The 25,630-nt window shown below is 42.7% G+C and carries 23 protein-coding genes; 2 read left to right on the top strand and 21 right to left on the bottom strand.

From position 1 onward, the window contains the following. Positions 1 to 117: 117 nt before the first annotated feature. Entirely contained in the window at positions 118 to 1,107 is a 990-nt protein-coding gene (locus BUA83_RS09675) for a tyrosine-type recombinase/integrase (RefSeq protein ID WP_072936046.1), read from the top strand. Positions 1,108 to 1,157: 50 nt separating this feature from the next. Here the strand turns inward: BUA83_RS09675 and BUA83_RS09680 are convergent, their stop codons facing one another. From BUA83_RS09680 to cas1, 21 genes are all read right to left on the bottom strand, one after another. Continuing rightward, entirely contained in the window at positions 1,158 to 1,400 is a 243-nt protein-coding gene (locus BUA83_RS09680; protein ID WP_072936047.1) for a hypothetical protein, read from the bottom strand. 50 nt (positions 1,401 to 1,450) lie between these two features. After that, positions 1,451 to 1,591, bottom strand: a complete 141-nt coding sequence (locus BUA83_RS12690) for a hypothetical protein (protein ID WP_159430510.1) — start codon at positions 1,589 to 1,591, stop codon at positions 1,451 to 1,453. Between the two features lie 2 nt (positions 1,592 to 1,593). Then, entirely contained in the window at positions 1,594 to 1,752 is a 159-nt protein-coding gene (locus tag BUA83_RS12695) for a hypothetical protein (RefSeq protein WP_159430511.1), read from the bottom strand. 222 nt (positions 1,753 to 1,974) lie between these two features. Beyond that, on the bottom strand, positions 1,975 to 2,418 hold the full coding sequence (locus BUA83_RS09685) for a hypothetical protein (protein ID WP_072936048.1): 444 nt from the start codon (positions 2,416 to 2,418) through the stop codon (positions 1,975 to 1,977). A 300-nt stretch (positions 2,419 to 2,718) separates the two neighbouring features. After that, positions 2,719 to 3,168 (bottom strand): hypothetical protein, encoded by a 450-nt coding sequence (locus BUA83_RS09690; RefSeq protein ID WP_072936049.1) that lies wholly within the window; start codon positions 3,166 to 3,168, stop codon positions 2,719 to 2,721. A gap of 14 nt (positions 3,169 to 3,182) precedes the next feature. Continuing rightward, a complete protein-coding gene (locus BUA83_RS09695; protein ID WP_072936050.1) occupies positions 3,183 to 3,758 on the bottom strand; it encodes a hypothetical protein in 576 nt (191 codons plus the stop codon). Positions 3,759 to 3,772: 14 nt separating this feature from the next. Further along, positions 3,773 to 4,330, bottom strand: a complete 558-nt coding sequence (locus tag BUA83_RS09700) for a hypothetical protein (protein WP_072936051.1) — start codon at positions 4,328 to 4,330, stop codon at positions 3,773 to 3,775. Between the two features lie 275 nt (positions 4,331 to 4,605). Continuing rightward, the gene (locus BUA83_RS09705; RefSeq protein ID WP_072936052.1) at positions 4,606 to 4,788 is read right to left on the bottom strand and encodes a hypothetical protein; all 183 of its coding nucleotides are present in this window, start codon (positions 4,786 to 4,788) and stop codon (positions 4,606 to 4,608) included. A gap of 534 nt (positions 4,789 to 5,322) precedes the next feature. After that, entirely contained in the window at positions 5,323 to 8,304 is a 2,982-nt protein-coding gene (locus tag BUA83_RS09710) for a nuclease domain-containing protein (RefSeq protein WP_072936053.1), read from the bottom strand. Between the two features lies 1 nt (position 8,305). After that, positions 8,306 to 10,297: an AAA family ATPase gene (locus BUA83_RS09715; RefSeq protein WP_072936054.1), complete on the bottom strand. Its 1,992-nt coding sequence runs from the start codon at positions 10,295 to 10,297 to the stop codon at positions 8,306 to 8,308. Between the two features lie 302 nt (positions 10,298 to 10,599). Further along, a complete protein-coding gene (gene cas6 / locus BUA83_RS09720; RefSeq protein WP_072936055.1) occupies positions 10,600 to 11,409 on the bottom strand; it encodes a CRISPR-associated endoribonuclease Cas6 in 810 nt (269 codons plus the stop codon). Continuing rightward, positions 11,406 to 13,382 carry a TIGR03986 family type III CRISPR-associated RAMP protein gene (locus tag BUA83_RS09725; protein WP_072936056.1) on the bottom strand — a complete coding sequence of 659 codons (1,977 nt, stop codon included), beginning with the start codon at positions 13,380 to 13,382 and terminating at the stop codon, positions 11,406 to 11,408. The genes cas6 and BUA83_RS09725 overlap by 4 nt, the downstream gene beginning before the upstream one ends. A gap of 1 nt (position 13,383) precedes the next feature. Continuing rightward, a complete protein-coding gene (gene csx19, locus BUA83_RS09730; RefSeq protein WP_072936057.1) occupies positions 13,384 to 13,944 on the bottom strand; it encodes a type III-D CRISPR-associated protein Csx19 in 561 nt (186 codons plus the stop codon). 1 nt (position 13,945) lies between these two features. Next, positions 13,946 to 15,361: an RAMP superfamily CRISPR-associated protein gene (locus tag BUA83_RS09735; protein ID WP_159430512.1), complete on the bottom strand. Its 1,416-nt coding sequence runs from the start codon at positions 15,359 to 15,361 to the stop codon at positions 13,946 to 13,948. After that, a complete protein-coding gene (locus tag BUA83_RS09740) occupies positions 15,361 to 16,935 on the bottom strand; it encodes a hypothetical protein (protein ID WP_072936059.1) in 1,575 nt (524 codons plus the stop codon). Before BUA83_RS09740 ends, BUA83_RS09735 begins: the two co-directional genes overlap by 1 nt. Further along, positions 16,932 to 17,600, bottom strand: coding sequence for an RAMP superfamily CRISPR-associated protein (locus BUA83_RS09745; protein ID WP_072936060.1), 669 nt, complete (start codon positions 17,598 to 17,600; stop codon positions 16,932 to 16,934). Before BUA83_RS09745 ends, BUA83_RS09740 begins: the two co-directional genes overlap by 4 nt. 4 nt (positions 17,601 to 17,604) lie before the next feature. Next, positions 17,605 to 19,203 carry a Cas10/Cmr2 second palm domain-containing protein gene (locus BUA83_RS09750; protein ID WP_072936061.1) on the bottom strand — a complete coding sequence of 533 codons (1,599 nt, stop codon included), beginning with the start codon at positions 19,201 to 19,203 and terminating at the stop codon, positions 17,605 to 17,607. A gap of 18 nt (positions 19,204 to 19,221) precedes the next feature. Further along, positions 19,222 to 21,564 carry a TM1812 family CRISPR-associated protein gene (locus BUA83_RS09755; protein WP_072936062.1) on the bottom strand — a complete coding sequence of 781 codons (2,343 nt, stop codon included), beginning with the start codon at positions 21,562 to 21,564 and terminating at the stop codon, positions 19,222 to 19,224. A gap of 24 nt (positions 21,565 to 21,588) precedes the next feature. Beyond that, positions 21,589 to 23,454 (bottom strand): TM1812 family CRISPR-associated protein, encoded by a 1,866-nt coding sequence (locus BUA83_RS09760; protein WP_072936063.1) that lies wholly within the window; start codon positions 23,452 to 23,454, stop codon positions 21,589 to 21,591. A gap of 196 nt (positions 23,455 to 23,650) precedes the next feature. Next, positions 23,651 to 23,926 (bottom strand): CRISPR-associated endonuclease Cas2, encoded by a 276-nt coding sequence (cas2, locus tag BUA83_RS09765; RefSeq protein WP_072936064.1) that lies wholly within the window; start codon positions 23,924 to 23,926, stop codon positions 23,651 to 23,653. Continuing rightward, positions 23,923 to 24,897 (bottom strand): CRISPR-associated endonuclease Cas1, encoded by a 975-nt coding sequence (cas1, locus tag BUA83_RS09770; protein ID WP_072936065.1) that lies wholly within the window; start codon positions 24,895 to 24,897, stop codon positions 23,923 to 23,925. The genes cas2 and cas1 overlap by 4 nt, the downstream gene beginning before the upstream one ends. 391 nt (positions 24,898 to 25,288) lie before the next feature. Here cas1 and BUA83_RS12845 point away from each other — a divergent pair. After that, positions 25,289 to 25,630 (top strand): hypothetical protein (locus tag BUA83_RS12845; protein WP_234988314.1); only part of this gene is annotated, 342 nt, incomplete at its 3' end.

Raw genomic sequence — 25,630 nt, forward strand, 5'->3', positions numbered from 1 at the left:
AGGGAATAGAGCGTTCCTAAACCTCTACTTTATGAACACACAAAAATCAGAACTTCGCACATAACATTTTGGAACAAATCGCATCCATGAAATATACATAAAAAGGAGTGATTGACTTTGGCAGAGAAAGATTTAATAAAAGCAGACAGCAGCAATGCCCTGCTCCTCGACCAGAATACAATCACTCCTGAGTATTTCATCAGTCACTATATGGAATTTGTTCCTATGTACATAGCAAGCGGTCAGCCATCACGGGACACGCTTAAAAGCTACGCCTCCTCCATCGACCAGTTTTTGGAATGGTGCCGCGACAATAAACGCAGTCCCCTCTCCTTCCACGACTATCAGATGAGATATTATTTCTCGTGGCTTTTCAAAAAAGGGTATAAAAAGAGCTCCATGGCCATAAAAATGGTTCATGTGCGCTGCTTTTTTATTGCAGCAGTCAAAATCGGACTCATAAAAGAAAACCCATGCCGGGACATCCACATCCCCAATGCACAGCCGGAGGAAAGAATCTTTTTCTTTACCCCTGACCAGCTCTATGAAATCTGCCGAGCGTTCGATGACGAAAAAAATGATTTCCTTCGATGCCGAGACACCAGCATACTGTGCCTTATGGGTGCCGAAGGACTTCGGAACGTGGAAATTCACCGCATGAACCGACAGGATATCAACTGGGAAAACGGCAGTATCTTCATCCGTGGCAAAGGACACAGCCGCTACATCTTCCCATGTGCTTCCACAATGAAATTTTTGTCGGATTACCTGGAATACTGCCCCACGCCCGACAAAACAGGCGAGCCATTCACCCCGATGTTCATCTGCGACTGCAACAGAAACGGCAGAAAACGCATATCAAGAAACGGCATTCGTTTCATCATGAACAAGGCACTGGAAAAAACAGGCTATAAAAAGCCCGGCATCAGCTGCCATGTCTTTCGCCACAGTACAGGGACAAATCTCTATGCCGCAACCAAGGATTTGCGCCTGGTTCAGGAAACCCTCGGCCACCGCGATCCCAAAACCACGGCCCGCTACGCCCATATACAGGAACGCATGGCCAAACGCGTCACTGAAAAGATTTTCCCGCACCCGCTCAAATAAGAAGCAATCATTTCAGCCAGTATTCATACTGCCTAAAACGATTGCTTCTTTTAAATCTTTTTGACCATTTCCTTTACTTTGGCGATTTTCTCAGGACTTCTATCATCCTCGAGCTTTCTCACATTGCGCAAAACATCAAGCATAATATCTATTTTCTTTCCTTTCTTGCCCCTTAATTCTCCATCTTCAACATACAGGTCTCTAATTTTTTCTGTAAGATATATCAGCTCATCCAAAATCTGAAAGCTTCTCCTCATTCTTTCAGCTTCATTGATTTTGTTTATCCTTTTCATATATGTTTTTCTCCTTTGACACTTATTTTTTCATTCTTTCAATAAAAAGTTCAGTCCGTCTCTTTCCAGATAAAATAGAACACGAATGCATCAATAGCCATTCCAATTGGTCCCAGTTCTGCAATAAGAACACAGCCGATCAGAAAAACAAAAAAAGCCAAAATATTTGTACCAAGTTCTTTGTCGCTCATTTTTACTTCTCCTTGTTAACAATACCATACCAGATTGCGGCTGCAGCAATTCCCAAAAGATGATGTATAGACATCAAACCGAGGCAAATAAGAAACGGCACTCCATGCTTAATAAGAAAACCAATATATGCTCCTATACTTTTATCATTACTTCTGCTCATTTTATTCTCTCCCAATTGTCATTTTTAGATTGTCTTATGTGCGGAAACTTCAAATCCATCACTCCTTAATTTTCAATATGAAATCCGCTCTGCGACTATCATACAAAAATCCCCGATACTGATAAGACCAAATACCATAGGAAGTTTCAATGTAAGGACTATTCCTCCGCATCGCAGTAAGTATAACTCGGCAAAAGATGTCCCCCACTCCATTTTCTTTTTTCATAATCTCCCACGCATGAACAATACCGGTATCAAAAATTCATTTAAGAGCAGGCACATTTGCAAAAAATCTTCGTGCTTGGAGCTTTCTATATAAAGCTCCCTGTCCCCTGCAGTCAAAAAGTTTTTATTTCTGGTGATTTGCTTAAATTGCATAAAATACCCGGCAACAACAAGGATTCCCGTGACTGCCATAGGAATTACTCTCCACTCAGAACACACCGTAAATGCCAAATAATAACCGCCTGCACACAATATTACAAGAAAAGTATGCGCAAGCATTGCCGCTTCATAGAGATTTACTCTTGATTTCTCAAATGTTTTATTCAAATTCCCGCACAATGCAATAATCCTTTCATTTCGCTCTGCCTTTGATCCTAACCTTGTCAACATCCCAAAAATGGTAAAAAGAAACCAGATCCCCATGTAAATCTTCAAAGCCATTATCCCACACCCCTATAACAAAATTTTTCAGGCACACATGATTTCAAATATTATCACCTATTGGCAAAATCTCTTATGCCCACTTGTCCGGCTCATGTTCGAGAACAATTTTATACGGCAGCTTCAGATAATATCTCGAATCCTTCGTAATTACTCACCTACTCATGTGACCTCACAGTGTCATCATATAATAATCAGAGATAAAAAAATGACAGCTTTCATAGGAAGTTTAGTCGTCATAATATGAGGTCTTCCATCACAGAAGACCTCATATTATGATGCAAATACAGACCGTTTCTTTTACCAGCCATACAAAATAAAGAGCGAATATCGCCTCTCCAAAATACGAAGAAGACGCAGGCGTTCACGTATCCATTTGATATTTTCCTCACATTCCCGGCTCTTTTTCTTATATTGCAGGACAGCCTTTTCCTCCTGCAGGTACGCATCCCCCCAAGCAATTAGTACCCCTATGCTCATGCGATTGACAACATACGGGGAAAGTCTATAGAATTTATTTTGCGTCTCCGGACGATTGAACAGAGGCTTTCCATACTGGAACGCCTCTGTTGGTATCTCCCTGCCAAAAAATATATGCGGCACACGGCAAAGATACCACCCAAACGAATTTTCCTCGTCCACCTTAATCAAATTCCCCAATACATACGCGTCCAGTTCCTTCGGCGTCAAATTTTCCACTTCTCGTGCAAACTCAACCGATATCGGCGTCAATCTATACCAATGACCCATTATTCATACCTCCCTCAACCATAAACATGAACCAAAATATCCCTCGTCCAATCCATCCGCTTGCAAATCCGCAGAAGATCAAACACCTGAAACTGTGACAACTGTAAAAAATAAAGTGTTAAGCGCGGAAAATCAGGATCAGCAGCGAAATTCTCCCTCAAATCAAACTCCTTCGGCAGATGATAGGGCGCCTTTCTGAATCTTCGCTTCAGGTACGCCTCATCTATCGCTGCCTTATACCTGTCAGCAACCTGCCCCTGCAGCGCTGACATCAGGTGGAGCAAATCATCTTCCGTAACCCGTCTCAAATACAGAGACTCAAAATGACACTGTGTCCCGGGCTGAGAGAATAATGGGCTCAGGGATGACTCCCACTCCTCCATCCCTTCCAAACGACCGCCCCGGAAAGCGAAAATCTCCTCAACCTCTCCAAGCCGGAAAAACGATATTTCCTCAAGCTCCGGTATCCACGCCTGCGGCAAAAATTTTTTAACATGACTACACAGAGCAGGCCACGGCAGACGCGTACATTGATCCGCTATTCCTTTTTTCATCTTGAAAAGATAATACTTCGGTTCACCAAAATACATTGTTTTTCACTCCTTCATTCTCTGCAAAAGACAAGGGCTTTTTTATTCCAATCCGTTTGCATAAGACGCACTAAATCGACATATTCATACTCCGGTCCGGAACTCCGCACAAGAGAATCCACCGACATATTCAGATTAAGGATACGTTCCCCTTTCCATTGCGCATAGCGCTTTTTCAAATGCGCCACGTACTCGTCGAAAGAAAATGCGCTGTACATTCGCTCCACCTCCTGCAGATAAAAATCCATCGCAGCCTGAATCGCAGCAGGTCCTATCATACGCGGAGCTGCTGTACTAAAGCGTAGCTGCGTCTCTTCCTTTGAAAAAAACGGATGGCTGACGCACTCTACAGCGGACAGGAAAGCCTCCTGTGTTTCTGCATCTGCATAGGAAATCGCAGAAAAGGTATAAACCAACTCCCCCCAACGCGGAAAATAGAAAGCGCCACACCGCGAATGGGATACCCAGTAATGCCCCTTTTCATCGACTTCTACCAGCTCCTTACAAGTCATCTTCGAAATACGAAGTGCCAGATGCAGTGGCATTTCAAGCAAATAAAAACGCCGATACATAATAACTCCTCCTTTTGAGAATTTTCATATGCACCGGCAAAAAAGACAAAAAGACCAGTACATATGCTTCATCAAATAAATAACCATATATACTAGCCGTATAAAATATATTCAGTTGTCTCAATGATTATACCACTTTTACACAGCTATGCCTAGCTGTTGTTTAGAAATTTATCTCCATTTTTAAGTATCTGAAATTAGTAGCTTCAGCAGACGTTCCTGCACGAGAGTATGCAGTTATAAATCGCGGAAGTTTTGCACTGCTGTCTTCCTTACTAAGTTTCCTTCTTAGCTCTGCTGGCGCGGCGCCACCCCATTGCTTTGAGCTGCTCCATTGTTCTTGGTGGGCAGTCTGGATCGTAGTCGCAAGAAGTTCTTTTTATGGATTCTTCCTCTGCTCGCAATTCCTCTTCAGGAATTGCCATAATTTCCTTAAGCGTCATAGTCACTTTCGCCATAATATATCGCCTCCTCGTTTTGAGTTTTATTTTTTAAAACTATGCTATCTTTAGCTCCAGAATATAATCTCCGTGCTCGAGAGAACACGTTAACCAGCACTTTTTCGCATCCTATATCATGGAAATTATCCAATAATAAACATCTTACAGCTTTTCTTATGCCACAAGTCTCCGATAGGCAGTTTTATAACGCCTTTGTTCCAGATTTGCCGCAGGCAAAACTTCCTCTGTCGGCGTTTTCCCAGAAGTGGGGGACATCTTTTGCCGAGTTATATGAGTGTAATGCCTAAATTTTAAGTCTTGGTGTTATTCGATGACGCTCAGGACAGTTTTTGCGTCCACGTAGACTAACAATTTCTTTATCCACAAAACAGTCCGCGCAATCCGCCAATCTGCCCCTGTTGATTATTCATTAGTTTAAATCCCTTCCTTATCATCGTACAATTAATAATCCTAAATTGACACAATAAAAGACCTCCTATAATTAGGTTTTATCATAGAAGGCCTTATAACTTTAACCATTAAGAAGTTTATTTATAGACGCCCGGAAGCCAAGTCAGTTTCAAGCTTTTGATAGAATTCATTTATACCATCATATTCGTTACAATTAGAATCCTTTTCTTTAGGCATACAAACAGGACAAATTACCATCCAATGATACCCGGGATTTTTCTCTACATAATGGTTGAAAACATGTTTGACTAAATTATTTCCACAATCGTAACAATGGGTTTTAACCCAAAAAGCATGACATGAATTGCACCAGAGATGATATTTCTTGTAACCCTTTTCTGTATATAAAACTTCGTACGAGATATCCCGAGATCCACAACACCAACACTGTTTCCATTCTCTTGCGTAATCCTCGCAAAGCAATTGAAAAAATGATTGTAAATTTTCTAGCGATTGATTAAGTTCGACATTATTATCGTGAGGGACCATATAAAACGATCCAATTCGACATTTATCTTTTTTACTTTTGGAAGGTTTCATATAGAATATATTCTCACACCGTTTATCATTATACGCATCGTAAGTGACATATTTACCCACACCGCCCGTTAATGTTCTGTCACTATGTACAATGAAAGCAGCAGAAATATTTATTCCGAAATTTTGTAAGCATTTGTAATATTTGTCAAAGCAAACTTCGGCCAGATCCTTTTTTATCCAGTGGTTATAACCCTTTCCATCCTTTTTTTCATTTGCCAAAAGGCCATCCATCATAGCATAATCTCTGTATTTAACATCAAGTATAAAATACAGCGGTGGCTCATTTTTGTGGTTTGTCTGCGAAAGCCTGAAAAGGAAATCCGGTCTTAATTCATATGAATATTTTTCACTCGTCTTGATTCCAATAGAATCTCTCATTGGTGTATCAAAAAAAATATCAAGCTGAAAATTTTGATTTTCCTTATGATTTAGGTGAATACAGTTCGGCTTTGTTACAGCACCTTGCTGAAGAAAATCACTTAAAACCTTTGCTGGAGATAAATTTTTAGCATACCATCCCTGAGTTAAAACCAAATATTCCAAAATTTTTGCAAAAATCCAATATTCGTAAATCCTGTCTAATTTTTCATGTATGATATGTTCATCCGTTATTTCAAATGTGAAATCATACCTTTTATTCATGTCAGGCAAAAGCTTATAGGCCGCACTGTAATTCTTATCGTTGGAAAAAATTTGTGTCATCTTCCATGGTATGGACATATTCAATTCTGCCGGCAAATCAACAAATAGAACTGATTTCTGCAAAACTGCTAATTTCTGCTTTATTAAATCAATACGAGAATAACCATCCGTCTCATGCAAGTGAAATTCGTTTCTCATATTCTCCAAAGCTTTCCTTTGCGATTCAATGCTATTCATTATACCGTAATCCAGTAAAACCTTTTCAGCCTTCTTATCCTTATTCTCTAAGTGTTTAGCATATGCATTTCCTATATCAACAACTTGCTTTTCCCATTCATCAGTTTTGATGCGACTGATTGGAACAGATCTGCCATCTACACACAGTTCATATAATTTAAAAAATGTTATTTCAACATATATACATCCATTGCGTTTACTCTCGGTTTGTCTAAAATCACCTACTACATCTATTTTGATTCCGTCAGAAGTTCCCTCATCATCACGTTCCTCAATTAACGCACGATAAAATGCATATTGACTGCCAATATCCCACGTTTGAACAGTTATTTTTTCGAGGAACTTTTTTTCATCAGATATAATAACCCCCTTCCAACTGTGTTCAGAATCGTAACTTTTTTTTTGCCACTGAAGCTCGTATTCCCACTGAAGTTCTTCTGCTTTGCATAGGATATCCTTGGTTGATAATTTCGCCACTCGAAACGAAATTTTCCTACGAGCGCGGTTTATAGAATAACACTGACTTTTTTTGTAGGATTTTACAAATTCATCAAAATATTTCTCCTTCAGAGCATCCAATTCATCCTTAAGTTTAATCGTTTCTGTAACATACTGCTTCCACTTTGCCTCAATCTGATTATAAGTTACATTTCCTAATATTTGACACATCTTGTCCATAAGTGTCATTTCTTTTTCTTTGATGTTATAAGATACAAAAGGTAAACTTTTCTGATGATGCTCCAAAAAAGCGTACAATTGCTTGAGTGTCTGCTTTAGGAATCTGTGCTCATATATATCTCGACTCTTGTAAGCTTTACGAGTACGAAAATATTTCCTGGATGGCATCTGTGCGTATTGACGCAAGATATCTTGATCAATCCGTTTTACATTCTGAAGGTTGCATTTGCATGGCTTCGCCATCAAAGAAAAATGTGGGGATTTTTCCATACGCTGAAACAATCTGCCTAATGTTGCCACATCATGCTCCATATCCTGTAATGTCTGCTCCCAAAGTTCAGTTATGGTCATTCTCTTAAAATTCAGTCCCACATTGTTTGAATTACTCTTACCTTCGCTAGACTGAAATTGCAGTAATCGACGATCAATACAAAGAATTTCGTTTATCATAAAGCGAAATTCCTCTTTGCTCAACGAAGAAGGCCATATCGTCAAATTCCATGAAAAAATAACTCTGAAATTACTGTCCTTGAGCAACAGTTTTGTATTCCCGGGTTGAACCGAACCAAGGGAAGAACCTTCCAGAGTGTTTTTCAAGCGAAATACGCCATTCTTTTTTTCCAGTTTCGGCATATCGTAGTACAGCCCATTTTCATCGGGGCCATTAAATTCATGAAATTTTTCACTATCCTCACTGGTGGAATAGCCGAAATGGCAACCCTCAAGCAACTCATCACCATTCGGATAAAACTGAAATGCCGGCACCGCAAACAACCCAGGAGAAATATTTTCCCCCCAGCGATAGTGGGTTTTTGTTTCTAACAGTTCGCCTGGTTTATAAAACTCTTTATATCTTAGTGGCAACTTTTCATCATAGAATGACTTGTCTATCATTTTGACACTTGTTATATTTCCGGCTCTAACTTGTTCAGGTGGGAAATAAACCATACACATCCTGAGGCGCATATCATGCCCTCCAAAAATCTATTTCGTCTTCAGATAAAATGGACTCTAGAAGTTTCTCACTCATCGGGAAATTACTACACAACATCCTAATGGCTCCAATACGTCCATTCCAATTTGTATCTGTCCTACTGTCGTATCTCATTTTGGGCAGGACAAGTGATGCCACCAAGCAGTCCCAAACCGCCCTTCTACCCAAAGCCTTTTCCCATTCACGAATACTGCCAGATTCCATAAAAGCCGTTCCACGACGACTCAACCCACCATCTAATACCTTTTTTATTTTTTCCAATATATCTTCTGTCGACATGGAAAAATCGTCACTAATATCGGACTCGTAATTCATCAATGTTTGGTATATCAGTGGCAAGCCAGTGTCAACGTCACTATCATCAATCCTTGGCTGATTTTCTAATCGTATCACATAAGCTCTATCAAGTACTTTAGGGCTAAGATCAAGTGTCGTTTCATCTTGATTCAACGTACCAAAAAACTTTATATTGCCAGGAATTGTTAATGTTTCCGGGTAACGACTAAACATCATGGCTTGGCGGCATAGCTCCAGATAATATTTTCGTTCACTGACGGTGCTTTCCTTGAATCTATCCTTATCGCATATGACTGTACGTTGATCATTCTCGTCCCAAAATACGTTCATCTTTAATTCCCTTACGATATCAGAACGCAATGTGCTACTATAGAGTCTAAGCATTCTTTTTTCCGGATTCCGTTCCTGAAGAATACTTAGGAATTCAGCAAAATAATGCTCCACATGCGCTAAATTCATTTCATCCAAACAAATGAAATATAATTTGTCAGGATGATGCTGCGCCGCCTGACAAAATTCCAACAGCTTATCTAAAAACTGCGTAGCATAATAGGTTTTATCCATAGGATTATAATATCCAATCAGATCTCCTTTATCTGCCCAATTTGACTGAACAGGAATAATGGCAGCATCGGCGAATCCAAAGGATTTTGCAAGATAACGTACCAAACTTGTTTTTCCCGTTCCAGGTCTTCCCACCAAAAGCAACAATTTCCCAGTTTCAAGCCCAAGGTAAATATCACGCAGGATATCCACGGAATAATCCAATTGGTATTCATTATGTAACCTACTTTGAAGATAGCTTATGGCTTCTTGAAAATTATTCATTTTATATCCATTTTCATGGTATTCAGCATCTTCCGATATTGATTGAAATAATGTATCAATCTGAACATCAAATGCTTTAAGAAAGGCCAGCTTATCTTGCTGTTTTTCTATTTCCAGTTGCACTTCAACCAATTGTCCCTTCGCTTTAAGAATATTTTCATCTATTATTCTTGCTTCATCTTCAAAATCATTTTTTCTTTTTTTCAACTTTATGATTTCGGTATTTTTTTCTTCAATCTCTTTTTCCAACATTTCCAAGTTAGGACATTTTTCGAGATACTTTGACCATTTTTTTTTAGCGATACACTTGCAGATATATTCACCTATTTCGTCATTTTCATCATCACTTACAGATCTAGAATCAAAATTTTTTATTGGCAAAAAGTAGTCAAAATTTTTAATTCTTTGTAAAATTCCATAAGGACTATATGATCGAAGTTGTAATCCCTTTAAAGGCTTGATTTTCTCACAAAATAATAATTCGGTGGGATTATCCATTTTTCGTGCTTTTACTGTAAAAATAACCTCCTGTCCATCAATAAAGTTATTGTGTGCTATAAACTCCTTTAGAATACTAACCTTTAGAGGAATATCTAAATATGGATTCATTACTTCACGAGAAAAAATTGTTTTTATTTCTTTTATAACAGGAAGCGTTTCTTCATCATTTAATTCAATTTTACCCCTAAAAATATTCCATTTCCGATCTTCACCATCGATATCTGCTTTCCATATTTCCTCATTGCATAATTTAACATCATCCATAAATATTTTAATCCATTCTTCAGGAGATGAACTATTATGATATTTCTCTTTTGAAATACTCCAATCAATTGCCATTTGTAATCGCTCCTGTTATTTCAAATATGCGTGTAAAAATTCTATAAGAGATTATCTTCTTTACCTTCTCACCTATCAAGAACTTCCTGTATAAATTCCGTCTCTCCTACACATAGTTTATAACGCCTTCGTTCCAGTTTTGCCGTAGGCAAAACTTCCTCTATCAGCGTTTTCCCGGATGGGACTAGCTGCGCGTCGCGCGAGGCGGGAGATATGCTCGCCGCCTGTTATTTGCCCCAGCCCCCACTTACAGAAGTGGGGGACATCTTTTGCCGAGTTATACCTTTAGGCAAAGAACCGTTTTAATGCTTAAATTCTACCCTCGTCGCGCCGAATCCCTGCCCTGTCAGGCGGCCTACTCCTGAAAATTCCGCGAACTGCGCAAGGAGGAGAAATATCTGCTGCATTTCTACCGGAAGTACATTCAATTCGTAAGTAAATATCCCTTGAAAAGCAAGCATTCCCCTATCAGGAGAAAAGTACACCTTTCTGCTTTCTCCCTTCCAATCCAAAAGCCGAACTGCTTTTGCCGCATCCTTGACGGACGCACGGTCAATCGCCGCAGGCATTCCTGCCTGATTCCATTTATCCGCCAGCGAAGCAAAAACAAATTCCGCCAAAGGAAAAGGATAATCTCTGTCGAAATTTCTAAAGGACACAGGAGAAATAAACCTAAAGGTTACTGAGTCAACACGATTCTGAGACAATGCCCATGCAATCATATCGGCCTCAGAAGCTACTCCTGATTCCTTCGAGCCATCGGCAATAACATCCTCCACAATCATTCGCGCGTGTCCTACCGCAATCTTCGTTCCTTTAGGAACCTCAAGAAAGGCCCGCAGAAGAGCTTCATGAGTAGCCGTTACCCGCCACCAAAAAAGCTCTCCCTTTTTGACCGTAAAATTACGCCCCTTTTCCTTCCGTTCCGTAACACGCTTTAAAAGTGACACGGTAAAAGGTTTGCTGGTCATGGTATCATGTACGGCAGCCGACAGCTCCTCCGAGCATTGCTCCAGGAGAGAAAACGCTGCGCCATGCATCAACCTTCCGTGAAAGGCAATCAGACCGGCCGCGTTTTCTGCCCGCAGGAGATATACTACCGCGCCTATCATCGATTTCTCTTCCCTGCTCTGCTGAGTACGGTCTTCATATCAGGCAGAATATTTCTATTTTTGAACTTACCATTTGGAGAAACTGAAATCCTACCATTCCTTCTAAGCTTATAAGTACTCTTAAGAAGCTCTGTTGCCGCTTTCATGTCTGGCAGCTCTGTAGCAGCATAATCCATCGCCATGCGAAGTCCGTTAAGTACCGCTTCGTAGGAAGCCGTGAGTTTTTTCTCCCTCACATACGATTCAAAGCTCTTGATAAAAGGACCCATATCCTTTTCCGCGCTTGAATTAACCCAGCCATGTTCATCAAACAGCACCTTGGCCACCTTTTTATCTTCAAGGTAGAGTTTTGTTGCATCAACATGGATGCTTCCAAGTCCAATGGATTTCCCCTGTCCAAGCTTGAAGGCTATGTCCTCCTTATTTTTATCCGATGCCAAGGAAAATACCCTTAAAAGAGCACCGAGCTCTACATCACTGAGATTGTGGAAATGGATCTTCCCAGTAAAACGATTGCCTGCAAGAATAGGACGTATTTTATGAAGGACCTTACCACCCAACTTTTGCTCATACTCATTTGCCTTCCAACTCGTACCGTCACCATTCTTTGTATGCCAGTAGAACTTATACCCACGAATAGTCGCGCCCTCCGAATCCCAATGCATGAGCTGTTTGTCATCATCCTGTTTCAGATATAGCTGAAAAGATGTCGGATTCGGCTGCACTAAAACATGCGAATAATCCGCCTCATCCGACTTCTTCACATCTCCTTCAGGAACCGCATCATCAAAATGAACACGAGATGCCCAGCTTGCTTTTTCGTCGCTGAGTCCAAACACTGCGTCGGCAAAATCAATTGTGCTTTCCTGCAGCTGCCGGGGAACAGCATCAGTGACAGAAGAGTCATATGCAATACGGAATGACTGCCCATGTCCAAATGCCGATACCCGTCCGTTATTCTCGATATAAAAACACGGAACGATTGATTCAATCCCTTCAACATCAAGCACTTTTCTTGCATCCCGTTTGCGCTTTATATTAGTGTCAGCCTTTTTGTCACTCAACAAATTGACACCGCGTCTATTTTTATCACCTTTATATTCTTCAATAACTTCATCAGGTACCTGTATACGGTGTGCTTCTGACTTGTCGATTTCACTGAAAATAAAATATTTAAAATACTGTTTTCCCAGAGCAGAACGCTCATCCGCGGGAGTTTCCTCAATAAAAGCATCAATTTCTTCTTTTGTTTTCAAGCCCTCCTCATCAAGAACTGCCGTTACACAGATTGCCTTATCATTGTCCCACTCAACGTGAGATTTGCGGATAGTCGATGAATATTCATCCTGATAATCCTTTATCAGGATGGAATGAATTTTCCCCTCCCGCATCGGATAAATAAAATAATCGCCACGCAGCTTCACCAGAAATCCAGGCTTTGCGTTTTTCCTTACGGAACCCTCAGAATCCGTTGATGTCATTTTCTCCTTATAATGGTTGCACAGTCCAACATTACAAGGTGCATCATTAGCCATTAAACAACGGTAATATAGATGGCGCGGTGTGATATCTTCCTTTGGCCGCATAGCTCCACATGTCAAAATCTTGAACACATTTTTTACCATTCCGCGAATGGAGCTTCCAGGGAGAATCGTATCATCTCCCACAGCAAAACTTTCCTCACCATTCGTTTCATTTCCGCCTATAAAGAGAGGGGTCTTCGTTTCAAAATCCAGCTTAAGATACCCGCTGTTCTTTCCCTTATTGAGAATAAACTCCTTAAAGGCTGCCCGCTCCTCTTTATTTCCCGAGAAAATTTTCTTACGATAATCATCAAGTTCCGCAGGAAGAATACTGTTTGGAAGAGGGATAAAGTTATACGGGGCTGTAGCAGTTGCCTCAGGCTTTGCTTCTTCTATCTCCTTTCCATATTTATCCTCCCACAGTGCTCCTAAATCTTCAAGTCCAGCCATATCATTTCACCTCCGCAGCAGAAATCTCTACAAATCTATAATCCGTATAGCCGGCAAGCCCTACCGGATTGTCTGCCGTTATATAATTACGTGTCGTAAGACCGTATTTTTCGCTTTTACCATCTCCGGGTGCGGGAATATTCATGGAGAGCTTTCTCTGCTTATCCCTCAGAAGGATATATCCATCACCTTCACCTGCTTTTTCTCCCCAAAAACGTGAAAAGCTGTCTACATATACAGCTTCGTCTCCACTCCCGTCTTTACGGTAACGCCCCGAAAGACCGCTGCCTTTTTTACGAAGATGTACTTCCTCCTGCCCGTTAAAAACACGAAGCTCTTCGCAGGACTTATCCCCATCTGCGGCGGAGAGTTCAAGCCTTCCATTTACATATCTTCCCCACACGATTGCCGAACGTTTCCACATAACAGCAATCCCGTCTGCCTGCATCGTATCCTGAAGAAGCTTCTGCACCGACGCGAGATCCGATGAAACATTCAAAGGTTTCGTCTCTGATGTGCCATGCACAAGACTAAGCTCCGACATAGTCAGTTCCATTCCCATTTCAGTGCGCCTCCTTATCCATAAATTGTTCTGCAAATGAATTTAATTTCTTCATATCCCCGGACATTACTTTACCTTTTTCACCCAACTCCCAAACATCATCTCTGTAACGGATGGTCGCATGAAGTCCTAAGAGTCTTCCTCGTCCGATTCCCTTTTCGCCGCCTATGGCAATGTTTCCACGCCACAGGTCACGGAGCAGGAAAAGTGCCAGACCTGCCTCAGCCTCCGAAGCCTTCCTTATCCCGAAACTCAGGTGCAAAGCCTTCTGTCCATTTTTCATCTGCCATACAGGTTTCGTCGCAAAAAGCGCAGCATCAATTGTCCCGCCCGTAAAACGGTCTATACGGTTTCTCTGTTGTACAGCGCCTGCAACAGAGCCGTCCTCACCTGAAAACTCTGCTTCTCGAACAAAGAACCGGCTTTTTACCTTTTTCTCATCTTCATTATCTGACTTGGCACTTCCCATCAGATTTTCAAGCCCGACCGTTTCACAGGAAAACTGACGAAGAATATCCTCTGTTCTATGCCTCAAAACACCCTTCAAAGTCGTTCCCGGAATAACGTACCTTCCATGACGCTTCAACATGACAGCAGCAATCGGTTTTCCGTCTTTTGTCTTCTCATCGGTATCATAATCCCGAATAATCAGGGAACCGCAAATCGCAAAATCCGCCTCTACTGTCAAAAGATTCTTTTCTTCTGCCGTAATATCCGAAGGCGCCGTCAGCTGTACCGAAGCCTGCTTCGCGTGGTGCTCTTCATTGCCAAGCCATGCAAGGACATCTTGCTTTTTCCCGAAATCAAACAGCCCGAGAGCATCCTCCGTCAAAACAGCGCATCCAAAACCTTTGCTCGTCAACGCTCCCAGTTGAATGCCTTTTTTCATACGGTCGCGAAGGTACTGCACCACCTGAATGATGTCATGACGTATAGGGCTCTTGATATCATTTTTGTCCTCAAGGTGCCAGCCGCGCAGTGTCATTTCCAGATAAAATTTACCTGTTGCACCGCTGTCTACAACTTCATAATCGAATTTAGCGCCCTGAATTGCCGATCCCGTGTACGAATCAATGCTGACACCGTCACGAAACGCAATCTTTCCGTTCTTCAACACGATGTCATCAATATTTACAGAACTTTGAATCCCATTCGAAGCGCCGCTTTTCTGATTGCCTTCCTTTATCTCTCCGAACAGATCAGCTTCATACTGAGGAATACTATCTCTTATCATGCTCCTGAGAACACCGGCTGCAGATGTTCCCGGTATTATAGGAGTTCCTTTTTTATTTTTTAATACATGTATGTCCTTATCATTCCCGGCATCACTTCCCTGTCCTGCACCGATCAAAAGAGAGGATGCCAGGCAAAGATTTCCTTCAAGTATGATTTTACCTACTACAGCTTCCTGTCCCATCATTCATCCCCCTTTTTCGTTGCAGCAGCTTTTCGTGCGCTGCGGAAGAACTGATGCCAATACGCATAGTAATACGCGTCTTTTGCAAGCTCAAGCTTTTCTCCGATGCAGTCCATAAAGGAACGCAGCTCGTCACTTTGTAGCCGGACATGCTGCACATAAAACTGTTCGTCAAACATGGCATCCTCAAGACGCTTTCCGTTTACATCAACCGAATCGAGATGACTCTTGAAAGGACGACCATTTGCATACTGCGGCTGATTTTTCAGCAGTTCTTCAAACCGCTTTATCAGAGCAGTTTCCTTTGCCGACTCTGTCTTCGCCGCATCGAGCATCTGCAGAAGCTCTGCAAAGAAATGTGTCTTCCCATTGATACGGCCGCGAATACTACCGGCATCACGCCCTGCAATATGCTTAAGGCGCTCCTCAATCTTTCTCTCTGCAACAGCCCCGGCAATATCCTTGACTGCCTGAGGAATACTCTTCAAGGCATCCATATCCTCGCCTGTTTCCGCATCTCCTATAGTATAGGCATCTGACGGTTCCCATACGCGAAGCTGCCCAAAGCCCTCTTCTGTACGGCGTCCGGCCCCGTTAAAGCAAAGCTCCGTCAGCTTCTCTATTGTCTGCTCATCACGGATTCCCGACAGTCTGACTACGCTTCCTGTGGCCAGAGCAGTCTCCTTCGGACGGTTCATATGCCATATTCCGACAAAATTTTCGATTTCTGCCGAAGACGCAAATACCGCTTCCACATGAAGTCCATATTCACCGAATATATCCTCAAACACCTTCGCTGCATCCGTCCATTCAGCATCAAATGGAATAAGCGGACTGTCAAGGCGCAGACAAATTTCCTCTCCCGAAACAGCCGGAAGCTGCACCTCCTCTATATCGGAAAACGTCAGACTGCATTTACCATACTGCGTGTATTTTGAACGCCCTATATGCGCCGTAACCGTTTTCCCTGTAAGCTGCACCGTATTCATCAGCTTCTGCAGGGAATCACTATCTCCATATATAGCCGCCTCAAATCTCTGCCCGGCCGAAAGAGCTTCGTAATTATAAACACCGCCATTGAGGCTGCTTCCCAAAAGGCGCTCCTCTGATTCTCCGCGACTCATATGAAGACGAATATCCTTCTTCACGGAAGCTTTGTAAATAGCTCCCTCCTTAACAGAAGCATACCCTCTTTTCGCCTTGTAATTTTTACGAGGGGTTGTATCAATGAGCATATCCTGTACTACAGGGTCATCTGCGTTCTCAGGCTTCATGCCCGCCTTTAAAGCCATCAAAGACAGCGGCAGCACAAAGGAACGTTCTCCCGTGTTTCTCTCCACAGGATTTGCATCAGTAAAACGGAGCTTGTCAAAGAACAAGCTGCAAAAATCAGCATCGTTATGAGCTTCTTTTCCGAGCTTCTTTGCATCAATATACTGTGAAACAAGAACTCCCCGCAGGATTGATCCGCTGATATTGTCATGAGTCTCCGTCATAACCGTTGTATTGTTGAGCCTGGACAGGACAACCGGAGACAGAAGCTTAACGGATACGTTTATTTTCTTCATATTCATTTTCCCGCCCCCTTCAAAGCCGACTTCACTATTGCATCTCCGTTTTCTCCTCCAGCCACACGCACAGAACAGGAAATGCGTCCGAATCCACGGTTACGTTTTGCACCGGCACGCGACATATTTTTTGCAGCAAGCGCTATAACGGAAAGGACTTCCTCTGAGGCCTCACCCCACAGCTCCATAGTTCCGTAAAACACCAGATTCTCTGCATCAACCACCCGCATATTATGCAGACTCGTATCAGCGGCAACCCCGTCCTCAAGCTTTGTCTGATAGCGGACGGAGGTGTATTCCTCCAGAACATCCTCCGCGGTCAAAAGCCCCGCATATTTCTTCTCCAGCACCTCAAGAGCACGTACCATCTTTTCATGCTCATCTGCTTTTGCGATATAAAAATCCGAAACGACAAGCTGCATATCGCTGTCTGACACATGATGAAAAAGCTTCTCCAGCGTATCCCGATCAATGAGACTCTCTCCGCAGCGTTCTCCCATCTCAGCAACCTCAAGAGCACTCTCATACAAAAGCCCCTTAAACCGTTTTGCTGGGAAATACGGAAGCCCGCATGCTTCATGAATTACCTCCGCATCCACGTTGACATCTGCCTGTCCGGAGGCCAGATGTATCGGAGACATTACTTTGATTTCAACATCAATCACTGTCATTCCCTTACTCTCCCTTCGGAATAAAATCCATCATTTCAATCGCATCTACATACGGAGTACGTCCACCGCTCCAATAAGAGTTTTCCTCCTGCTCATAGACCTCCCAGTTTTTTACCTTGGGCACATGCTGATTCTGATGGCGCAGCTGATCTGCAAAGCTCACAGCCTCAAACTCACCGTGCTGGAGTACTGAGCGCATTTCCTTGATTTTATTTTTAGCCATGCACTTGCCGCTGTGGAACTGCGCAACACAGTCCAAAAGATTTTCGATATCAAAACGGTGACTCTTAGGCAGCTTTCCATCTGAATGTCCTACCTGGTACGGCCCGAAATGCATGCTGCCGCGCGCACCTGCGTACTCCTGTGCGCGAATCTGCTCAAGCGTCGGAGCCTGTTCTCCATGAAGAATAGCGAAATCAAGCCAGCTCGACCCCTCTGCCGCTTCCTCGCTGCGCATACGCACCTTGGCCGCATCACAAAGCTGCTCGCTGAGCTGATACCCACGGAAAAAAGGATAGCTTGTCTTGAATATGCCTATACCTCCGCAGCTGTCTATAACCTTTGCTGCTTCACTTTTAATCCCTGGAACAGACGCAGAGTCAGCCATCAGCTCCATGAAGTACTTAGCAAACCGCACAGCAAGCTTCGCCGGGCAGATAAAGGTAACATCATCACCGCCCAGAATCAGCGGACGAATCGGAAGAATGTTGTCCTTCAACGTAAGAAAATCCTGATAAGACTCATATTCATTTACGATTTTCTCAAGCAGCTTTCCAAAGCAGCCCACTGTTTTTGTATTGATGTCCTCAGACATTCTGCGATACTCAGTTTGCGACTTGCAATTACGGAATTTCGTGCCCATATTGTTGCCGTCAATATGTACCACGGCAATATAATTCTCAGTAGCACGCTGTCCCAGCTCATCAAACTGAAACGGGAACCTATAATCCCCTATGATGTCAGCGAACTGTTTTTTAAGCTCGGCATTCGCTTTTTCCGCATATTTTGCCTTGACGTAGATTTCCTGAGAATAGAACCGCGCCTCTCCGTCCGTCTGTACCTCACGCCCAGCATCATAATAGCTGGCCGTCTCTCCGCTGACCGCGCAGTTCATCGTAAGCCCCGGGTAGGGCACATTGACTGCAGGTAATACGCGGTTCTGCATCTGTTTCGACAAACTGTAAACAGAATCAATTTCCTTCTGAAATTCATCAGGCTGATTCGGATGAACAGCAGTAAAAGCTGCTCCGATATGAAGCCCCGGGCAGGCAACCAAAAGCTCTGTGCTGATATCGCGGATAAGCATCCTGCATTCCTCAACCCCATTCTCCTCAAAAGAAACAACTAAAAGCAGCTTGCCTCCGCCGCAGTAAACCACAGCACAATGCCCCGGAACTGCAAGGAAATCCATATCCGGCTCTTTCCCCCAGCTGTCGACATCTACACTTCCCTCTCCCAGCTTTTCCTCCAGCTTTGGAATCACGATGTCCGTAAATACATGCTTTACAAGGTATGAGGCTCCGATATTAGTCTTCAAACGATTACCCGAGTAGATATATCTTTGTATCGACCTCGTATCAAAAAGTATTGCTCTGTACTCCATTAACGTATCCTCCCGTTTTTATATATTTTCATACCGCCGGAACTGCACGAACTTAAATTCCGAAGCACGGTGTGTTACCCCTTTTTCATCTGTAGTCTCTGCTACAACCCGCTCACTGCATGCAGCGAGCACAGGAATTCCCTTTCTTGTCAGGCGTTTTACAATTTGATACACATAAGAAAATTCACCCTGGCAAAGAACTGCTGACGGCGAAAGCTTCAAAAGCTTTTTGCATGCCTTTTCTGCCATGGCCGCTATATCTTTCTCTGAAGCCTCCGGAGAAATATCAGGGAACGCCTCATCTATTATCTCGCCGTACTCCCGTGCGGCTGTAATTTGCTCCCTGCTCCATTTTTCAGACGGATGATTCGTGTAGTTAACAAATACCTTCTTCCGGGGCTCCTCTTCCTCTGTTTTTGCCTCTGTCTCTATGTAAGCGCAGGTCTTGTACTCCTTCCTCACACGCTCTATCTCATTGATTCCATTTAGAAGCATTTTCTCCAAACTGTCCTCAGTAGTTTTGCTCCGTCTGTCATGCGCATGATTGCTGTTGTTCCGTTCGGCTTTAAGCTTTCCATAGGTATCGACAATCCTGCAAAGCTCATCCTCCGGAATCCGCGTCTTTATGAAATTCCCCTCAAACAGTCCGTAAATTTGCGCGGAATATCTATATGTAAAATCTCCTATGAAATCAAGCAGCACGCCTACCTGTCTTGCGTTGTTTGCATTTACATTTCCAAGACACTTCATAAGATACGTAAACTTCTTCATACCGAACTGCAATGCATTATATTCTTTATCCCATTCATCACGCGAATTTTTGTAATCCGCGCTGTCCTTCGTAATCTCGTAGCATACGCTGATCAGCTCCCGGGCAAAAGGATCTTTCCCTTCTTTTAAAGCCTGAGGCTGCTCCCAAAGAGTACATATCTTTTCAAGTATGCTCACAGTATTTTCTTTATCTGTCAGCGCACTCCATCTGCATTCAGGCCTATCAAAAAAAGCAGTGATAAACTCTTTCGCAGGCAAAGGACGGTCTTTTTCCGGAGTTTTGCTATATGGCTTTTGCATTTTAGAAAAAAAATCTTTTTTCAATACCTTGATAAATTCAGCTTTTGCCACCGACCTCTGCGGAGCAATTTCTGCCTCAAACGCCTCATTTTTCATTGTTGTAAACAAATAATACTCCTTCGAAACAGGGCCATTCGAATCGAACTGCTTCTTCAATTCAGCAGCCCCCCTGGCCGTCGGAACAACAAAAGCATTTTCCTCAGCTCCGTCTGCGCCAATATCGCAGCAGCAAAGAAGCTCGGGAATCCGCTCCGTATAGAAGGTCAGCGCCTGCTGCAGATAACCGCGCTCAACACACCAGCGGATCATTTTGATATCATCTATTTCCCTGTTGCCTGTTTTTTCAAACAAGGGACTGTACATGCGCTTTATCTCGTCCTTCATTACACCCATCAGCGCATCGTTCGTTTCAGCTTTACTCCTATCTTCCCCGGCTTTCTTGTCAACTGAAGCAATATGCTTTTCGAATTCTGACAATCCACTGTTAAGACCTTCGATTGCATTTTTCATATCGCCGTAATGACAAAGCTTAGTCTGGTCCGCAAACCCTTTCATGGCCTGTATCAATTGACGAAGTTCATCGGAATAATTATCTGCCCCTGTTTTCTCTGCCATATCCTCGTAATACCTGGTGAGAATATCCGCACTTCCAAAGCGTGCAAACTCTGCAGTCCCCGCAATCAAATCAAAAAGGCGGTATACATCCGTCACATCATCCACCCAGTTTACAGTACGGTCACGGCTGTAATTCGAATAAAGAATGTGACCTATCTCCAGCTCCTGATACTGCAGCAGCCGTGTCAGAATCAGCATCATAAGATTTGCATGGCGCAGTCCTCCTGTAAAATCCGCATGAAGGACTATCTCAGCATTCGGATCATTTTTTCGGATTCCATCGCAATATTCCCTAATCTTCTCTGCCATAGCTACAATCTGGTTCAGCGCGGCATCTACATTTTTCTCTTCATAAAAATTTTCAACTGTTACAAGAGCGTTGATATCATCAACGAGCGGAGCTATACGCTCCTTAAAATAAGCCAAATCAGACGGTCTGCCGGTCGCTGCTTCCTTTTGTACACTTTCAGAAGCATACACGAAAAATTGTGGGGCTGTTTCCCCTTGCTCTCCCAATCGTGTCAGAAGCCATCTAACCGCAGACTCATTTGTCGTATGCGTATCAACGGGCTCAGGCTCCGTACCGTCAATACCTCTATATTTTGCTATAGACGGAGTATTATCCTTATTCCAATGAACAGTACTCAAAAACAACAGCATAATATGATGCCGCATTTTTATTCCCCCATGAATATGGTTTTACTTTATTCTTTCACTCAGTACATCCAGGCAGCCCGAAATCAATTTTTCCACATCACTGCGATTCAAAATATTGTGCTCTGTTGCATGATTGATTTGATTACGCTCGCTTCTGAGCAGATAATACGCTTTCAAGCACTTCAGCGTGTGTATCCCGTCCCCGGAATAATCTGCAAGTCTTAGAGGTCCCATCATCTGACGCCAAATACCTTCTTGACTCTCCCAGCCTTTATTTATACCTTCATCCCTCTCATCTATGTTGAATCCTTTTAGCCCAATGAGCTGGATAAGAATTGAATCACCTTTAGTCTTTTTAAGCTGCATTCTTATGAGATTATCTCTATTGGAATTTTTTAGCAGAGACTCTAAGTCACTAATTGAGTCATCTCCCTTTTTCAGTCGTTTTAATACACTGTTGACGATTTTACGAGTCTCTTTGTTTTTTCCAAATGCTTTTTTCAGCCTTTCATCTTCATTACCGTGTGCTTTAGCAAAAGCAGAAAGACATGGCTTTATTTTGGCTACGGCCTCCAAAAGCTTTCTATTCTCATTACTATTTAACAAATTGGGCAAAATAGATACAACAACTTTCCCATCAAGTGCATTATCTATAGCATCACAACATGCTTTTCTATACTCTTTAAGCGAACTTTTCACAGAACGGAAATACATTTCGGGATTGATGATAAAATTTTGCTTCCAACCGGGATGGAGATTATCAATACTCTTCTCGGCAATCTCCTGATCACCAGGCGCGCAAATCCCCTTGTCCACCATGTACACAGGAATCCATTCCGTGCAGAGTGTCATAGCCTGTTGCAAAAGGCCTTTGCTCTTGCACCATTTAATGATTGAAAGGTACTGGTCGCATTTATCCTTCCCATCATGCGGGAAAATTTCCTTATACCCGTCCCAAATCGTGTCCATGAGCTGTGCAAACATCTTATCCTCCGGTGTGCGCTCTCCCGCAGGAATATTCCGGAACTGCTCCAATGACTCTTTAAGGGCTCCCAATGCCTGTGGGATTTTTGCAGTCTGGCATATCTGAATCGCATCAGAAAACTGTCTCATATCTCTCAGTACTGCCGCAAGCTTCTGACTCTCCGACGTATCAGGAATCATTTCACGTTCGGCATCATAGCCGAAATATTCCTCAATAGCGGCAGAGCTTCCGTACTTAATAAAAGCATCAGCTCCCGCAATCAACGTATAAAGCTTTTCTACCGCCAATACATCAAAGACCTTATTGACATTTGAAAAAATGTTTTTATCCGAGTAAACCATCTTTTCAAGCTGCATATTATCGTACTGCAAAAAACGGATAACCGAAGTCAGCAGCATATTCGCATGACGTGGGCCGCCTGTTATATCCGCATAAAGATGAAATTCATCTTTATCAAGTCTTTCCTTATAATCGCTTTTTATCTGGTCCGCAAGCGCTGCTACCTGTCCCTGTATAGTCGAAACAAGATTGACATTTTCATCATACTTCAGAGGCCACGACACGATATCCGTATCGCCAAGAGCAGGAAAACGACGCCTTATTCTCTCACTCCAAAAATCGAACTGACTTGTGTAAGACTTTTCTGCACCGTCCTCCACGACTTTAATCCCTTTATCCGTTCCTCCGATTTTTTCCGATACAGTTTCCTTGGTCACGAGGCAGTAAAGCCTGTCTAGTTTTCCATGCCCCTTTTTATCCAAAAACAAAAGAATATCTGCCAGAGGAGCCTCATTTGTCTGAAAACCTTTCTCGCTTTCCTTCGTATCCTCCAGCTCATAGGCTTCATCTTTTACGTAAATACAGCCATCCTTTTCCACTTTCATCATGCTGAAAAACAACATAGCGATATTTATGCGGCTCAAACTCAATACCCTCTTTCGATACGTATTTGAAAATCAAAAAGCATTGGGCAAACAGATACAATTTTCTCATATAACATTGTTTTCAAAATTTTAATACAATGAATCAAAAGTACTGTTTTTAAGTTTACCACAAAAATATATTCATTTGATACCCAATATACAGCTAAATTCCATTAAATCTTAAATATATTTTAATTTATGCTATTATGCAGCAGCATTCTTCTTCCAAAGGCTCTCCTACCGACCATATTTTTGACGCACAGAACGAACAAACAGGAGCAACAAACAATAGACTGTGCTCCGAATCCTCCGTTATCAAAAGCATCTCCGCACGCAGACGGCGGATTTCTTTTTCGCTGAAATCCCCCACAAAAACACTGTACTGCTGACGATGTGCCTTTGCCTCAAGCAGCTTTGCAACCTTGGTACGAAGCTTTTGCTCGGCTATATCGTAGCAAATTATATACTTCATACCGCTTCCTCCTGCTCACGGAAAATTCCGCGTGCGAAATTATTCACCCAATCCCTGATCCATTGGCGCGGTGCTGCCCCACCGTATTCATTCGTCGGGCGTATCATGTATGACTCGTAGCACTCAATCCAGCGATGACGTGCCTCATCGCGGAGACAGCAGCCTCCATCCTGTATATAGGAAAAATCCTCCGGCTTGAACTGCTTCCTGTTAAGCAGCTTCAAAACAAATCGGTCAGTAATTCTCTGCCTAAAGGGCTCCATCAAATCAAAAACAAGGCTGTCTTTTCTTCCGTTGTTGCTGTGAAAAAATCCCATTCGTCCGTCAAGCCCGGCTCCGATAACAGCCATACGAACCTCACGCTCAAGAAAAGCATATCCATAACTCAAAAGCGCATTCACCGGGTCCTGTGGAGGCCTGCGGTTGCGGCCGTTCCAAACCCATACCGATGTATCCAGTAAATAAGGAAATGCTGCAAAATAAGTGCGTGACGCCAGCCCCTCAAGACCGCGAAGCTCCTCTTTATCTCTCACAATGCGAAGCTTCTCCGCAATACGTCGAATCTCTTTCACGCACTGAGCGATAGCCACCTCTTTTTTCTGCCTTGCATAGTACCTGAGCAGCTCTATCTGTCCCGACAGCTTTTCACCGATGGTGCTTCGAATCATGCAGACGGACTTTTCATCATCAAAAAAATTCTCCCGCTGCTTTTCAAACCTCAAAAGAGAACCTGACGGCACTTCCATCTGGCCCATCAAACGTCCTCTTCCGTCCACATAAAAAACACCTGCATTTTTTTCAAAGAGCTCATACAGTGCCGGAGTAGAAATCTCCGCGCAGCGCCGCACGACCACACTCTCAACCTCATTTATTGGAACACTTTGAATCCTCTTTCCATCATTCTCGATTAAGAATCGTCCGCCGTTCTTACGCAGCTTTGTTCCCTCAGACACCAGATACAACACACACATAAAATCAGCCCCTTTTCAAATAAATCAAAAATCTTTCTGCATTCAGTATAAGTTTCTCCGCAACGCGGACAGATCCAATTTTTATGGGAAGTTAAATACTTAATCAGAAAAATACGTAATTTGTTTAGTTCCAATTGACACACAAAAAAGTGAATGATATACTCTCTCTTGGTGAAAACCTGTTTTACTGTCAATATAACGAGAGGTTTTAAAGCCATTCCGTGGACATGAAAAATCCCTGTGTGCCACGGAAAAACATGGATTTTGATTGTATTTTGAGATTGATGTCCATGTTCGGTTTTGGTGATTTTTGTGGTTTTAACCATAGGTTTTCCAAAACTGCTTTTCGGAGCCACTGGTGACGTGGGACTTCGGGCACAGGGTTACATGTATGTCATTACCGCTTGCGGTATTGAAACGGCAAGCTTCTTACACATCTCGAAGTCGATCTTGCACTCGTTACATGTATGTCATTACCGCTTGCGGTATTGAAACGGTGCCATCGGTTAATACTCCATCTATGGCGTCCACAAGTTACATGTATGTCATTACCGCTTGCGGTATTGAAACGAGTTACTATGAAAGTTCTAACGATGAAAGAACTGAATGTTACATGTATGTCAATACCGCTTGCGGTATTGAAACGAGTTACTATGAAAGTTCTAACGATGAAAGAACTGAATGTTACATGTATGTCAATACCGCTTGCGGTATTGAAACTCCAGAACAAGTG

Source organism: Schwartzia succinivorans DSM 10502 (assembly GCF_900129225.1).
Classification (GTDB): domain Bacteria; phylum Bacillota; class Negativicutes; order Selenomonadales; family Selenomonadaceae; genus Schwartzia; species Schwartzia succinivorans.

What these genes read in the sequence shown, in the direction of transcription:
- BUA83_RS09680 (WP_072936047.1), bottom strand. Translation starts at nt 1,400, where the DNA reads ATGAAAAGGATAAACAAAATCAATGAAGCTGAAAGAATGAGGAGAAGC.
- BUA83_RS12690 (WP_159430510.1), bottom strand. Translation starts at nt 1,591, where the DNA reads ATGAGCGACAAAGAACTTGGTACAAATATTTTGGCTTTTTTTGTTTTT.
- BUA83_RS12695 (WP_159430511.1), bottom strand. Translation starts at nt 1,752, where the DNA reads ATGAGCAGAAGTAATGATAAAAGTATAGGAGCATATATTGGTTTTCTT.
- BUA83_RS09685 (WP_072936048.1), bottom strand. Translation starts at nt 2,418, where the DNA reads ATGGCTTTGAAGATTTACATGGGGATCTGGTTTCTTTTTACCATTTTT.
- BUA83_RS09690 (WP_072936049.1), bottom strand. Translation starts at nt 3,168, where the DNA reads ATGGGTCATTGGTATAGATTGACGCCGATATCGGTTGAGTTTGCACGA.
- BUA83_RS09695 (WP_072936050.1), bottom strand. Translation starts at nt 3,758, where the DNA reads ATGTATTTTGGTGAACCGAAGTATTATCTTTTCAAGATGAAAAAAGGA.
- BUA83_RS09700 (WP_072936051.1), bottom strand. Translation starts at nt 4,330, where the DNA reads ATGTATCGGCGTTTTTATTTGCTTGAAATGCCACTGCATCTGGCACTT.
- BUA83_RS09705 (WP_072936052.1), bottom strand. Translation starts at nt 4,788, where the DNA reads ATGGCGAAAGTGACTATGACGCTTAAGGAAATTATGGCAATTCCTGAA.
- BUA83_RS09710 (WP_072936053.1), bottom strand. Translation starts at nt 8,304, where the DNA reads ATGCGCCTCAGGATGTGTATGGTTTATTTCCCACCTGAACAAGTTAGA.
- BUA83_RS09715 (WP_072936054.1), bottom strand. Translation starts at nt 10,297, where the DNA reads ATGGCAATTGATTGGAGTATTTCAAAAGAGAAATATCATAATAGTTCA.
- cas6 (WP_072936055.1), bottom strand. Translation starts at nt 11,409, where the DNA reads ATGATAGGCGCGGTAGTATATCTCCTGCGGGCAGAAAACGCGGCCGGT.
- BUA83_RS09725 (WP_072936056.1), bottom strand. Translation starts at nt 13,382, where the DNA reads ATGGCTGGACTTGAAGATTTAGGAGCACTGTGGGAGGATAAATATGGA.
- csx19 (WP_072936057.1), bottom strand. Translation starts at nt 13,944, where the DNA reads ATGGGAATGGAACTGACTATGTCGGAGCTTAGTCTTGTGCATGGCACA.
- BUA83_RS09735 (WP_159430512.1), bottom strand. Translation starts at nt 15,361, where the DNA reads ATGGGACAGGAAGCTGTAGTAGGTAAAATCATACTTGAAGGAAATCTT.
- BUA83_RS09740 (WP_072936059.1), bottom strand. Translation starts at nt 16,935, where the DNA reads ATGAATATGAAGAAAATAAACGTATCCGTTAAGCTTCTGTCTCCGGTT.
- BUA83_RS09745 (WP_072936060.1), bottom strand. Translation starts at nt 17,600, where the DNA reads ATGACAGTGATTGATGTTGAAATCAAAGTAATGTCTCCGATACATCTG.
- BUA83_RS09750 (WP_072936061.1), bottom strand. Translation starts at nt 19,203, where the DNA reads ATGGAGTACAGAGCAATACTTTTTGATACGAGGTCGATACAAAGATAT.
- BUA83_RS09755 (WP_072936062.1), bottom strand. Translation starts at nt 21,564, where the DNA reads ATGCGGCATCATATTATGCTGTTGTTTTTGAGTACTGTTCATTGGAAT.
- cas2 (WP_072936064.1), bottom strand. Translation starts at nt 23,926, where the DNA reads ATGAAGTATATAATTTGCTACGATATAGCCGAGCAAAAGCTTCGTACC.
- cas1 (WP_072936065.1), bottom strand. Translation starts at nt 24,897, where the DNA reads ATGTGTGTGTTGTATCTGGTGTCTGAGGGAACAAAGCTGCGTAAGAAC.